The organism is Enterococcus sp. UD-01 (genome assembly GCF_044909655.1).
In the GTDB taxonomy this organism is placed as follows: domain Bacteria; phylum Bacillota; class Bacilli; order Lactobacillales; family Enterococcaceae; genus Enterococcus_L.
This window is the reverse complement of the sequence record NZ_JBIYEU010000012.1, coordinates 92,443-106,009: the sequence shown is the minus strand read 5'-3', so window position 1 is coordinate 106,009 and position 13,567 is coordinate 92,443. Positions and strand designations below refer to the sequence as shown.

Sequence of the window (13,567 nt, the reverse complement as noted above, 5' to 3'; positions counted from 1 at the left end):
AAATTATTACAAGACATGGGCGGCAGCTCCATCAAGTATTTCCCAATGAAGGGCTTAGCTCACATTGAAGAATACAAGGCAGTAGCCGAAGCCTGTGCCAAGTATGATTTCTATTTAGAACCAACGGGCGGGATTGATTTAGACAATTTTGAAGAAATCGTGCGGATCGCAGTAGATGCCGGCGTGAAGAAAATTATTCCCCATGTTTACAGTTCAATCATCGACAAAGAAACTGGTGATACCAAACCAGAAGCAGTGAAAGCTTTGCTTGAAATGATGAAAAATACGTTGAAAAAATAAACAGCTAAGCAACGATAAAGGCTGGAGCAGAAGAGTTTTTCCCTTCTGCTCCAGCCTTTTTATGATAGTCAAAAGTCAGATTTTTCGGCAATTGGAGTAAAAGACTGGTGACTTAACCTTTGTCATTCAGCTTTCAGTTTCTTTTGTAGCTTAGTAAAATAGTGTCGCGTTAGTTGACTATCTTTATTTGTATAATAATAAATTTTATCTTTGGTAGTTATTTTTAAAATAGGTTGATGATTCTTATAAACAAGCAAATAAGCCGGTTGGTTATCGAGTTGAAATTCTCCTGTCAGGTAACGCTCCGTCGCTGTTCCATAGACCCGGATTTGTTTTTTAGGCAGAGTGTCCACTAAATCAATCGCTTCAATCTGCTGCCAGTCAATTTTTCTTGTACGGGCTAAAGGAGCAGAAAGGGAAACGCCTGTTTGACTTGTCGTCAGCTCGAACGGATTTGCTGAAAAATCACTGATCAATAAAGGCACGCTCGATGCTACTAAAATAAGCGCCGTAATGACTCCTATTAAGCTCATGATCCATTTGCCTGCTGGACGACCGAGATTGACAGATAAATTCATACCAATTCGATCGGGAATCATAATTCGCAGATCATTAGGATTGATATACACGCTGTATTTCCAGTATTGATCTTCATCATGATAGCAATATTCTGCTGCTTGTGCGATCAGCTGATCTTGTTTTTTACGTGAGGCAAACAAATAATAGAAAATAAAGATAACATAAACAAGAATCACAAGGCCATAGCCAGCAGCAACAGCAAGGGTTTGTTCATATGGCATCGCCGGTGAAATTCCGGGAATAAATGCTAAAGGACTTAAAACCAGTGCTGAAACGATCGTTAATACTGACCAGTGATGGCGCATAATATCGTTGACGGATCGATTGATTTTTTCATCGCTTGTCAAAGGCTTAACCGGCTGGCGAGCGATAAAATAATAAAAGGATAAAAACATAGCAATAATAACCAAAGAAATAAGACCTAAAAGCCAACGACCTTGTCCTAAATCAGACTGCAGTGAGAAAATAAACCCAGCTGTCCCAATCACAACACTAGGCAAAAACCACCAAACAGACAGCATTTTTTGATTTTTAGCGGCGATTAATTTTGTATCGACCACCACCGGACTAGTTGGTACCAGCCAATGATTGTTGACCTTGACTGCCGTCATTTTGCGAATATAAACGACCTCCAAATAGAAAAATGAACCGATAAACAAAAGTAAATCAATTAAAAAATAAATCAATACTAAAGAATCATAAGGAATAATAAGTATCGGCAAAGAGACAAAGGCAAAAATAACGGCACCCTGCCATAATCGTTTTTTATATTTCCTACTGACAGCAAGAACCTGCGGATCAGTCAATTTATCCTGCGGCAGCGTTGTTTCTAAAATAATGTTTTTATGGGGATTCGCTGGCACTCGACCAGAAAGTGCTAGAATAACGATGACGATAACCAATATCAAATAAAACATCACATTCATTTTTTTCGCATCCTTTATTGTTCAAATTTTTGATAAATAGCCTCAACTTCTTGATGAATAGCCTCTTTAGACAGCTGATGAATAGCGGCTTCTGCCAGAAGCAGTTCCAAGGAGGTTGAAAAACGTTGAGAAAACGAATGATCCAACGCTTGTTTTTCGGCAACCTTTGTGCCATTTCTACGATCTGTGACAATATATCCAGCATTTTTTAAAAAGGTATAGGCTTTGGAAACGGTCATCATGTTGACCCCAATTTCATCTGCTAATTGTCTGACAGAAGGCAACAGCTCTCCGGAGCGCACCTCTTGTTTGGCTATCCCAATAATTAGTTGCTCGCTAATTTGCTGATAAATAGGAGTTTCGCTTTCCATATCAATGGTTAATAGCATCATTTCACCTCTATTCTCTTTTGTATTATATATATTAATACAAAGGATACAAAAAAGCAATAATTTATTCAGGGGGTTGTAGGTTTGCAAAGACAGGCATATAATAAAAACCATTGGTAGCATTGAAAGGATGAAGAAAGATGTCAATAATTGAACCAAAAATGACCCAACAGTTTCATGACAAGTTTATAGAAAATAATAAGCAGCAAGCACTACAGCGTGGTGTAGTCAAAAACGGTATAAGTGCTTCTGCACAAAATCCGAGCGCTGAAGGAAATAATGTACCTGTTTTTTCAGTGGACTTGGCTACAGGAAAAGTAGCGAATCAAAAACAAAGCGGACGCTGCTGGATGTTTGCAGCCTTGAATACGTTTAGACACAAAATGATCCAAAATTTTCAATTAAAAGAGTTTGAGCTTTCTCAAAATTATACGTTTTTTTGGGATAAATATGAAAAAGCCAATTATTTTTATGAGAATATCATTAATACAGCAGATCAGCCGCTAGATAGCCGCAAAGTTGCCTTTTTATTAGCGACACCGCAGCAAGACGGCGGCCAGTGGGACATGATCGTTTCTATTTTCCAAAAATACGGCATCGTTCCGAAAAGCGCCATGCCTGAAAGTAGCAACAGTTCAAATTCTCGTGATTTAAATAACTACTTGAATAAGAAATTAAGAAAAGATGCAACTATTTTGCGTAACTTAATTGAAGCAGGTAAAACAGGAGAACAAGTGCAAGAGGCAAAAGCCAAAATGCTGGAGGAAGTGTATAACTTTTTAGCGATTTCCTTAGGAACACCGCCGGCAACTTTTGATTTTGAATATCGCGATGAACAGCAAAACTATCATATTGATCAACAGCTCACACCTCAAACCTTTTACGACAAATATGTTGGTGTTGATTTGGATGAATATGTAAGCATCATTAATGCACCAACGCAAGACAAACCTTACAACAAAACCTATACAGTAGAGATGCTGGGGAATGTAGTCGGAGGGAAAGAGGTTAAATACATTAATGTCGATATGACGACCTTTAAAAAATTAGCACAAGCTCAATTAGAGCAAGGTGAATCTGTCTGGTTCGGCTGTGATGTAGGTCAATCTTCTACAAGAGACAGCGGAATTATGGCGCTGGATGCGTATGATATGAATGATTTATTTGATATCGATTTTACGATGACTAAGGCAGAACGTCTGGATTATGGGGAAAGCTTAATGACCCATGCGATGGTTTTAACCGGTGTGGATGTTGTAGAGGGTAAGACAACAAAATGGAAGGTAGAAAACAGCTGGGGCGAAAAGGTCGGTACCAAAGGCTTCTTTGTAATGAGTGATGCTTGGATGGACGAATATACGTATCAAATCGTTATTCGCAAAGATCTGTTATCTCCTGAATTACAAGCCGTGTGGGAAGAAGAACCAACGACTTTAGCACCTTGGGACCCAATGGGCGCTTTGGCGTAATCATTTTTCGTAAACCAGAACCGAAATTTTTAAAAATTACTAAATAAATGAGCATAAAAAATGTACGTTTTATTTATAATTGTTATTTTTTTATACTCTAAGTACGTGTATATTTTCAAAAAGATTTTTCTGTGTTATAATTTGTAAAGACAAAAGAAAGACGTTGACATTACTACCGCCTAAAGTAAGTAACATCAACGTTAACCGATTCACTAGGAATCTTTTTTTGATAAGAACAGTGTATCATATGTTGCACCGTTTTACAAAATCATGCTCCATTAAATTTTTCTAATGAAAATAGAAATAAATTACTTTTTATAATAAATTTATTATATTGTTGGATTTTTAAAAAATAAGTGCAAATCACTTGTATGAACATACAGCTTTTTGAGAAATTTTGTATAAACTTTTTCCTCTTATATATATTAAAATTTGTTTAATTACTTAAAAAAAGATTATTTCTTTTTTAGGAGTAGCAGCAGCGAAAATGGAAATTTACATAGTCGAATAGCAAAACTTTTCGTTTAATGTCGCCGGATATTAAGCGATGGAAAGTGTTAATTAACAATTCTTAGGCCTTTGATAGAATTGTTGGTTAGCACTTTTTTTGATTTAAGGAGGTGTTTAGTTTCAAAGAAGGAATAAAGGAAGTTTTCATAAAAGTTACCTGACAGCTAATTTAGCTGAATTACAGCAGTTTATTGAAGAAAAGGTTAGACCGTTTTAGGATTGGAGAGATAAAATATGAATTGGATTCAATTAATTATTGGCGCGTTCTTTGAGGTTTTATGGGTGATTGGGATCAAACATAGTTCTTCATGGTGGGAATATTTGTTGACTGGGATAGTTATTTTTATTAGCTTTTATGCCTTGATTCACGCTGGGAAAACATTGCCTGTAGGAACAGCATATGCGGTATTTGTCGGGCTGGGAACTGCCGGAACGATAATTACCGGAATTTTATTTTTTGGAGAAGAATTAAAGATAAGTAAACTTGTACTGATAGTTGTCTTGCTGATTGGTGTCATGGGCTTAAAACTAGTAACTAGTGATAAGGAGGCGCAACAATCATGAGCTGGCTCTTTTTGATTATTGCTGGTATTTTTGAAATGCTGGGTGTAGGGACTATTAATCGCTACAATCAAAAACAAGATTTTCAATCACTAGGTTTGCTAGTCGTTACGTTCGGCAGTAGCTTTCTCTTCTTATCCTTAGCTATGAGAGATTTGCCGATGGGTGTTGCTTATGCGATTTGGACCGGAATCGGAGCGGCTGGCGGCGCTATTTTAGGAATGATTATTTATGGTGAATCAAAGGACTGGCGTAGAATAGCATGCATAGGGCTTATTTTATTGTCAGTAATCGGGTTAAAATTAATTAGTTAAAACAACGAGGCAAGATAGCGACTTAGGTCTATTTTTGCCTCTTTTATTATGTATTTTATAAGCTGTTCTTGGTTCATATGTGTTTCCCTCGTTTTTATACAAGTGTGTGTGTTGGGTTATTTTTTTAGTAATTTTTGTTTTCTAATATGGTTATAGACTGTTGGTACGGAGATGTTACAGCGTCTTGCAATTTCCGGTACAGATAATTCTGAGGTTGTATACAATTGTAACGCTTCCTGAACCTCCTTAGTAAGCGGCGGTCGACCTAATTGTTTGCCGTTTTCTCTGGCAGCTTCCAAGCCCGCCATGACTCGTTCTCTAATCAATTCTGCTTCCATTTCCGCAAAGGCACCCATAATTGTAAAAAAGAAGCGACCCATCGCTGTGGAGGTGTCAATATTATTTTGAATACTGACAAAGTGAATATTTTTTCGGTCAAATTCTTCTAACAAACTTAGTAGTTGCTTCGTCCCTCTTGAAAGCCGGTCTAATTTGAAAATAACTAATGTATCACCGGGCTTTAAGCGTTTAAGAGCTTTGTTCAATTCACTTCTAGAGGTTTTTCGGCCGCTTTCCCGTTCTTTGTAAATACAATCAACACCGTAGCGTTCCAATGCTTGTTGTTGAGAATCAAATTTTTGCTGCTGTGTGCTTACGCGCATATAGCCAATGACTGTCATAGCTAAACACTCCTAATTTAATTTAGATAGATTGATCTGTTGCTCTAACAAGAAACTCATGTAAAGGACTTCATAGTAGTTCACGCCTTTCTCAATTTAAATAGAAATAAAATCAAAATGTAAAAAATAAAACAGAAAAAATCGGAAATGTTATTGACATTCGATTTCCTCTATAATAAACTAATGTTTTTTATAGAAACGAACTGGCAGTATTTATTCTAAGAGGAAACAATCCAGAAATACGGTTTAATGGGCTTTGTCCATTAGGCTGTATTTCTTTTTTGCGTTTTAGTTGATTTTCTCAATATCATTAGTTTTTTGGAAGCTTGAAATGTAGGCTGTATCAGTGATTAGTTGATTTCTCTTCTGTTTTTGGAACAACGATTATACATGAATCATAAGGCATGGAGCATTCAGTGTTTTAGGGTAAAGCGAGGATTTATAGCATGGAAGAAAGAAAGAGAAAGCCAACATCTACTAAGCAAAAGAAACGCACAACATCATCGAAACAAGCGACTATTAGGCAGCCGAATCAACCTAAAAAACTTCCTAATGCGAAAAAAAAGCGACCCGCGAAAAAAGCACAGAAGGATGCAGCACCGCAAGCACCTAAGAAAAAGGTCAGGAAGCCAGTAAAAAAGAATCCTGTATACACTTTTTTATTCAATTTAATTTTTTACAGCTTTATTTTATTCATGGTAATCGGTTCGGTACTCTTTGCAACCAGTAAAAGCACCGATCGAAGTGTTTTAGGTTACCGCTTTTTCGGCGTATTGACTGATTCAATGGTACCCAGAGATCCAAAAACACAAAAAGGAGGGTTTCATTCAGGAGACATAATTATCGTAAAAAATATAAAAGGCAGCGAAGCACAGGTCGGCGACATCATCACCTTTCGTCCTAGCTTGGAAAGTAAGGCTTTTTTAACACACAGAGTCAAAAAGAAGCTGGATCATTTAGGCGAAACCAAAGGCACTTATTACATTACGCAAGGGGATGCCAACTTGGCGGAGGATGTTCCGGTAAATGCCAAACAAGTCGTCGGCAAGAAAATTTTTGTAATTCCGAAAATAGGAGCGGTTTTGACGTTTGTTCATGATCATCCCATAACAGCAATTATTTTCCTATTATCAGTCTTTGGCTTTATTACCGTTGTCAGATATTACATTTTAAACAAAGGATAACTATTATCTTTTTAGCGACTTCGTTGAAAAGTTAATAATAAAAAAATTGGGGAGGAATTTAAGAAATGAAGAAAAACAAAAAGAAAAAGGTATTGGCACTAGCAGGCAGCTTTGCTCTTGTCGCACTGTTAGCTGGAACCTTCGCCTGGTTCACCAGCGAAGATGAAAAAACCAACCACTTTGAAGGTGAAATTGCTACTGGAAAAGACATTGAAGTAGTGGAAACCTTTGAACCGCCAACCGATTGGGAACCAGGTTCAGAAGTAAACAAAGATGTGGCGATTGCCAATATCGGACAATACGACACATTAATTCGGGTATCATTGTCAGAATCCTTACAATTATTGAAGGATCATCAAGCAAAACAAACAGCTGGTACGGAACTTGAAGGCAAAACTGCGCAGCAAGTTTATGTATTGCCAGGAACGGATGCACCGGCTGGGTATACAGCTTCGCAATTTGATGGAACTGTACCGACAGTCGTTGTAGGTGGAACAACTGGAGACTTTAAAGGAACTTATACATTAAAAGTCAAAGAAAAAGCTGAAACAGTAGCTGGAGTAACAAGCTATACGTATCGTTATGTGTTAGAAAAAGGCGGCGTACTTTACCATGCTAGCGGAATCGATGGCTTTAACCGCGATGCTTCTGGTAAGATCACCATCAAATCTGGCGCACCGAAACTAAGCTATGTTGATTTAGAGTACAATGCACCACTCGAAAAAGACTGGACAGCAGCTCCAGTGCATGCACCTACGTTTGTAGCAGACGGAACAACGATCTGGAATGCACCAGCAGCGACAGGCTCTGGAAATATTCAAATTTCATTTAACAATATTACAACTGATCCAACAGTTGCAGGCAAATGGTACTTTAACGCAAAAGACGGCTACTTCTACTACACAAGTGTGGTAGCACCGGGTGTAAATACAGCACAATTAATGGATGCGGTAAAACTATTAGGTTCTGCAGGAAATGAATACAGTAAATTAATTTATGACTTGAAAGTAAAAGGCCAAGGAATTTCAGCATACAAAGATGCTGTAGACGAATGGTTGCCAGCAGGCAATAATGATGCATTAGCAACAGCGCTAAAAGCATTAGTACCTGCTAAATAATAGCTGAACTATCAATTGAGGAGGAAGAAGAATGAAGAGTCGCTACAGGAAGTTAGTAAAAGGAATATGGATAGGACTATTGATCCTTGGTGGTCTAAGCCTTGTTTCTAAACCTCTTGAAGCTAAGGCAGAAGTGCTTCTTCCTCCCGGTATGATAGTGGGCGATGATCAAGGTATCAAGGTAAAAAGTGACGGCAGCTATCTGATTGATGTCAGAGATGTCGCTCCCGGGAAAAAATGGTCAACAAAAATTACCATCATTAATATCGAAAAAGATATTCCTTATCAGTTAACTATGACTGTCAGTAAACCTACCTTAATTAAAGGCAGTTTAGATTTATCTGAAGCAATCCAGATGACCTTAATTTATGAAGGCCGGGAGATATACAAAGGTCCCTTATCAGGAGTCAGTGGCACAAGAAATTTGCAAAACACAGCGGCTCCTTTAGATTTGGGAATCTTTAAAAGTGGAGACAGCCGAATGCTGGAAGCTGCTTTTGAATTGGACGGAAAAACGTATACCAATCGAGATTTCTTTACCAAAAATATAGTTGAGAATGTTTGGCAGTTTAAGGCTGTAAAAACGACCTTGCCCAATACGAAACAGCCGGATGACTCGGATGATATGCCTCTTCTATCAAAAATAATGGATCGTCTCAGTTTACCAAAAACAGGTGAGCAATGGCGGGAAGCGTTGTTGTTTAGCTGTATAGGAATGTTTTTAATTTTAATTGTTTTGCTGATTTTAAAATATAAAGTTGGCAAAAAAACAAATAGTTCACATTGAATTTCTTAGAACGATCAAATAATAGGGGGAAATGTTAGGTGAAAAAAAGCAAGCAAAAAACCAAATTTCACAGAAAAAAACGCAAAGTAAACGGTAAGCTGATGATCGCTGCTTCGGCATTTCTTTTTTCTGGTTTGATGGTTCTAGGAAGTACATATGCATGGTTTGTTTCAGAAGATGATCGAACAAATCATTTTGTCGGTACTCGATTATCCGCTGAAATTGTGGAAGATTTTGAACCGAATTTCGAATGGTCGTTCGGGACGAAAGTAAAAAAAGTCGTTCAAGTAAAAAATACAGGAGATGTTCCTGCTTTTATTCGTTTGAAGCTTTATGAATATTTACTGTTGTTTCAAGTGGATGTTACCGATCAGACCGGCAACGGCAATTTAGCTGTATCAACCAATGCAGTTCAGCCGACCGTCAATCAAGCCAATGTACAAACATGGACAGCAGCGGCCAAAGCTGGCGGAACTTATCACTATAAAAATAACTATTATATCGCAAAACAAGCAGTCATGCCCAAAGATACAGCGGACAGCTATAAATGGCAGGACAGTCAGCGGGAGAAAACCGCCTTACACTGGCTGTCGCTAAACTTTCCAGCCAATATTTACACGACAAAACCAGCAAGTAGCACAAAGAACTACTGGTTGTATCAGGACGGTTATTTTTATTATTCAGAGCTGCTTCAGCCGAATGAAATGACGGAACCACTGCTTCAAAGTGTGCATTTACGTTTAGATGCACCAAATAAATTTAAAGGGGCATTGTATAAATTAGAGCCGGTAATGGATGCGCATGATGCTACAAATGTCTTATTAAGCAGCTGGAATATTCAATCACCAAGTCCGGCCTATGAGTTATATTCTGGACGGCTGATTGATTAAAGGAGGTAGCTAGTTTGAAAAAAATGAAACGAAAAAATAAGGTTCTATCAACAAAACAGCTATGTCTGTACCTCAGCTCAATAGTTACGCTGGTAATGCTGTCCTTTGGGTTGTATCACACGCATGCTGCCTTGATGGACAAGGATCAAAAACAAAATGACTTTAGAGTCGGCAACGTAGAAGCGGAAATTGTAGAGGAATTTAACCCGCCGGCAGTCTTTGAGCCGGACACGGATTATGTGAAAAAAGCAGCCGTAAAAAATACAGGTGAACAAGCGATCTTTGTCCGTGTTTTGGCACTGCCTATGCTTACTAAAAAGCAAAGCAGCGGCTCGGCTCTTTTACTGCCGGCAACGACTACCGGTGCCGCTCCAGTGTTGACGATTGATTACAATCTAACGGATTGGCTGGATGGAGCAGACGGTTATTTCTACTATAAAAGAAAACTGAATAAAAATGAAACAACCAATAATCTATTTACGAAGGTACGAATGAATGCTGCCAATATCACACCAGAATATGCAGGAGCGAATTTAACATTCGAGTTAAAAGCAGAAGGAATCGGCATCTCACCGTTTGCGTATCGGGATGCTTGGTGGAATGGTCAGCGCCCGGCGAACGCACCGTTAGCGACAATTGATGATTTATTGAAAGATCAGACGCTTGGTGAATAAATGCAAAATTTTGATGAAATGAAAGAAGGTAATGATGTGCACATTCAAACGAAACAATTGAAATTATTACGCCTTATAATACTGGCAGTTTGTCTAATCGGATCAGTATTTTTCGTGCGCTCCTCCTTTTTTTATACCAATGCGCCTGTAAAAGCAGCTAAGGCGACAAATTTGCAGCCGGGACAAATCAAATTGAGCAAAACGGCAGAACCAGTTGCTGGTATGGTGAATCAATGGGATATTACATTACGCGTTGAAGGACGCAATCAATTTCCACCGCCACCGACGGATATTGTTTTAATCGTTGATATTTCAGGAAGTATGAAAGATAACGATCGGATGGTAAAAGCAAAACTAGCGGCTGAAAAATTTGTGAATATGGTATTAAAAAAGGATTACGTGAATCGGATCGCCTTAGTAACGTTTAGTACAAATGTAACCAAATATACGTTCAATGAAAGTGGCTGGAGTGGTCAATTTGTTGACTATACGCACAAAGATCTCTTAACCAATAAAATCAAAGAACTGAATTATATCGATAATAGCGGGACTTTTACGCAAGGGGCGATTAAGACCGCTACAGAAGTCATGACAAAAGCAACGGCTGAAAAAAGAAATATTGTCTTAATTTCTGATGGCGTTCCAACCTACAGCTATCCGCCGACAGAGCCTTATAACCAGTTAAGGGAAATGCAGCGTTTTGATTATCCTAGCGGTAATGCAAATTATAACTATTATGAAACCGTGAAAACAATTCCGAAAGGCTATTTTAACTATAGTAAATCAGTCGGAAACGGGGCACGATATCGACTTGGTGCTTTTCCTCCTGATTATGAACAAATGCCAACCGGTTCAACGAATCGTTTAATGATGAATCATGCAAACAGTGCAATTGCAGAAGCTAACATAACGAAAGATGAGAAGCTGGCTTCCGGAGATAAGCTGGTAACAGATCTGTATACAATAGGAGTAGACCTCGATTCAGTTTCACAAGATGATGAAATAGTGACTGGAAATCAAACCTTGAAAGAAATTGCCTCTTCAGAAGATAAATGTTTCGCAGCGACTGCAGATAATTTGGAGGATATTTTGAGTGGGATTGCCGGAGAGATTATCGGAGCGATTAAATCGGCCACTGTTGTTGATCCAATGGGTACCGGATTTTCTTTGGAAGGTGAAGTAACTCCTAGTCAAGGGAGTACAACTATCAAAAATACTGCCGGAACAGATACGATTAATTGGGTGGTAGGAGCACTACAAACGCCTGTTTCCAATGATCCTGATGAAGATGTGATGTATGCTGAAATGACTTATCGGGTTAATGCTACGAATGAAGTCTTGGCGGCTAATGTTATTGACAAAGATGGGCTAGCCGCAACCAATGGGAGAACAACGATTGTTTATAAAGATTTTAATGATGCAGTCAAACGGGCAGAATTCGATGTGCCGAAGGTTGAGCCGATTATTGTAACGCTTAAGAAAAAGCTGCTTGCAGAGAATGGCACAGAAATTACGGATAAATCAGAACAATTCCGCTTCAAATATGGAAACGATGCTTATACAGCTAATGATTCATTTACACTTTATGCAACTGAAGAAAGGAAAGTGGTTCATCCGTTCAAGGCAGATCAGGAATATACCGTAGAAGAGTTATTGGCTGATCCAGAAAAATATGAAACCAAAATCGAAATCAATGGACAGATAACGGCAGAATCAAAAGCAATATTCACTTTTGATTCAAAGAAGGCCTATCAGCACCAACAAATTTTAGTTACGAATACAAAAATACCAGAAGTGAAAAAAGTATATTTAAATATACGTCAAAGCGTTATTCGTCCAAATGAAGACCTAGTTATTCCGTCAAAAGGTTATTATACATCGTTTATCTCGGGACAGGCACAAACGAGACCTTTTATTTCCGGCAGTACCATCAAAGATACTGCGCCGGAAGTTTCTCAAGACCTGTTTACTAAATATGAACTGACGATTAAAAGAGATCAGGCACAGCTGAAAATTACAGATTTGATTCCTGAATATTATACATTTTTAGGTTATATATTGACCTCAACAGATAAAGAGCTAAACACCACTCATTTATCCAGCAATTCTAGTCAACTGATAAAAACAAATGAGGCGGTACTCGATTATCAACTAAATAATGAGTATTGGCTGACCATGTTTATAACGCCTGAATTAGGAACCGATACAAATAATGAGCAAGAAAAATCACCTAGACCATATAGCTGGTCCTATAAGATTAATCAGTTCGGACAATAGTGATTTTCGAATAAAAAAACAAATAATAATTAATTAATTCCGTTAGTTTTCAATATATTCTGGTACTCTTCAACGATTTTGTCGTAATCCAAATAGTCTAAGATTTCTAAGTACTTTTTGATTTTGGCTGTTTGCTGCTTGGAGGTCACGGCTGAATGAGCAATTGCATAATTAAGATCAGCAATAAGCGTTTCGAAAAGACGGTAGTCCATTAGTGCATTTTGTTTCGCCAATTTTGAAAAATGCATTGTGTGAGTGTAATCCTTATAGCTTAGACAAAGTGAAGAAAGATTTAAATAAATTCTTAATTTAGCATCTTGAAAAGCTTCTGTTTGACTGAGTGCACCGACTTTTTGAGTAACGAGGTTGCTTAAAGAAATGGCCTCAGCCAAATTGAAGCAGTACAAAGCATTATTCAATAATTTCAGTTCATACAAATACCATGTATCGACGCCAATTAAGTAGTTTTTTATAGGGCGCATTAAGCGTTTTAAGGAGTGGTTTGTTTTTATTCCTTCTGTTTTGAAATTGATCAAAAGCATAGCTTGAGCAATCAAATACAAATGAAAATATTTTTGGTTGTTGGTGGTTTTATAGAACTGTTCAGCCGATTGTACGAGAAATTTCAGACACTGTTCATCTTTTTTGAATACAGCTTGACTCATTTGATAATAGAGATGGCTTTCTTCCGGAAAGGCTTCAGGATCAAGCAAATACAAAAATTCTTTTACTGATAGAAAGAGTTTTTCTAGGATCAATAAGAACTTATCGAAGGAAGGCATACTGACGTTGGTTTCAATCAGATAGTAGGTTTGCCGTGTCATTATTCCCGAATAAACGTCCTTTTGGCTTAAGCCTTTTTCCAATCTAATTTTTTTTAATAAAGTTCCGTAGTTATTCAAAATAATT

The 13,567-nt window shown here is 37.8% G+C and carries 14 protein-coding genes; 10 read left to right on the top strand and 4 right to left on the bottom strand.

Annotated elements, in window-relative coordinates:
• Positions 1-300: KDGP aldolase (locus ABH902_RS11055; RefSeq protein ID WP_404590775.1), on the top strand; the 300-nt coding region annotated here is incomplete at its 5' end.
• A 122-nt stretch (positions 301-422) separates the two neighbouring features.
• On the opposite strand, the gene ABH902_RS11050 is transcribed toward ABH902_RS11055, so the two are convergent.
• Positions 423-1,805 (bottom strand): hypothetical protein, encoded by a 1,383-nt coding sequence (locus tag ABH902_RS11050; RefSeq protein WP_404590774.1) that lies wholly within the window; start codon positions 1,803-1,805, stop codon positions 423-425.
• Positions 1,806-1,819: 14 nt separating this feature from the next.
• Positions 1,820-2,194, bottom strand: coding sequence for a GntR family transcriptional regulator (locus ABH902_RS11045; RefSeq protein WP_404590778.1), 375 nt, complete (start codon positions 2,192-2,194; stop codon positions 1,820-1,822).
• Positions 2,195-2,334: 140 nt separating this feature from the next.
• Between ABH902_RS11045 and ABH902_RS11040 the strand changes: the two genes are divergently transcribed.
• The 3 genes from ABH902_RS11040 (at position 2,335) to ABH902_RS11030 (ending at position 5,048) form a co-directional block, all read left to right on the top strand.
• Entirely contained in the window at positions 2,335-3,663 is a 1,329-nt protein-coding gene (locus ABH902_RS11040) for an aminopeptidase C (protein ID WP_404590773.1), read from the top strand.
• 744 nt (positions 3,664-4,407) lie between these two features.
• Positions 4,408-4,737 carry a DMT family transporter gene (locus tag ABH902_RS11035; RefSeq protein WP_404590772.1) on the top strand — a complete coding sequence of 110 codons (330 nt, stop codon included), beginning with the start codon at positions 4,408-4,410 and terminating at the stop codon, positions 4,735-4,737.
• Complete coding sequence (locus tag ABH902_RS11030) at positions 4,734-5,048, top strand: DMT family transporter (RefSeq protein ID WP_404590771.1); 315 nt, start codon at positions 4,734-4,736, stop codon at positions 5,046-5,048. Before ABH902_RS11035 ends, ABH902_RS11030 begins: the two co-directional genes overlap by 4 nt.
• Before the next feature lie 116 nt (positions 5,049-5,164).
• Here ABH902_RS11030 and ABH902_RS11025 read toward each other — a convergent pair whose 3' ends face one another.
• The gene (locus ABH902_RS11025; RefSeq protein WP_404590770.1) at positions 5,165-5,728 is read right to left on the bottom strand and encodes a recombinase family protein; all 564 of its coding nucleotides are present in this window, start codon (positions 5,726-5,728) and stop codon (positions 5,165-5,167) included.
• Positions 5,729-6,174: 446 nt separating this feature from the next.
• Between ABH902_RS11025 and ABH902_RS11020 the strand changes: the two genes are divergently transcribed.
• From ABH902_RS11020 to ABH902_RS10995, 6 genes are all read left to right on the top strand, one after another.
• The gene (locus tag ABH902_RS11020; protein WP_404590769.1) at positions 6,175-6,912 is read left to right on the top strand and encodes a signal peptidase I; all 738 of its coding nucleotides are present in this window, start codon (positions 6,175-6,177) and stop codon (positions 6,910-6,912) included.
• 65 nt (positions 6,913-6,977) lie between these two features.
• Positions 6,978-8,030: a BsaA family SipW-dependent biofilm matrix protein gene (locus ABH902_RS11015; protein WP_404590768.1), complete on the top strand. Its 1,053-nt coding sequence runs from the start codon at positions 6,978-6,980 to the stop codon at positions 8,028-8,030.
• A gap of 31 nt (positions 8,031-8,061) precedes the next feature.
• Positions 8,062-8,817: a hypothetical protein gene (locus ABH902_RS11010; protein ID WP_404590767.1), complete on the top strand. Its 756-nt coding sequence runs from the start codon at positions 8,062-8,064 to the stop codon at positions 8,815-8,817.
• Between the two features lie 38 nt (positions 8,818-8,855).
• Positions 8,856-9,707, top strand: coding sequence for a BsaA family SipW-dependent biofilm matrix protein (locus tag ABH902_RS11005; RefSeq protein WP_404590766.1), 852 nt, complete (start codon positions 8,856-8,858; stop codon positions 9,705-9,707).
• Positions 9,708-9,730: 23 nt separating this feature from the next.
• On the top strand, positions 9,731-10,381 hold the full coding sequence (locus ABH902_RS11000; RefSeq protein WP_404590777.1) for a hypothetical protein: 651 nt from the start codon (positions 9,731-9,733) through the stop codon (positions 10,379-10,381).
• On the top strand, positions 10,382-12,658 hold the full coding sequence (locus tag ABH902_RS10995; RefSeq protein WP_404590765.1) for a vWA domain-containing protein: 2,277 nt from the start codon (positions 10,382-10,384) through the stop codon (positions 12,656-12,658).
• Between the two features lie 29 nt (positions 12,659-12,687).
• On the opposite strand, the gene ABH902_RS10990 is transcribed toward ABH902_RS10995, so the two are convergent.
• Positions 12,688-13,560 (bottom strand): helix-turn-helix domain-containing protein, encoded by an 873-nt coding sequence (locus tag ABH902_RS10990; protein WP_404590764.1) that lies wholly within the window; start codon positions 13,558-13,560, stop codon positions 12,688-12,690.
• Positions 13,561-13,567: the final 7 nt, after the last annotated feature.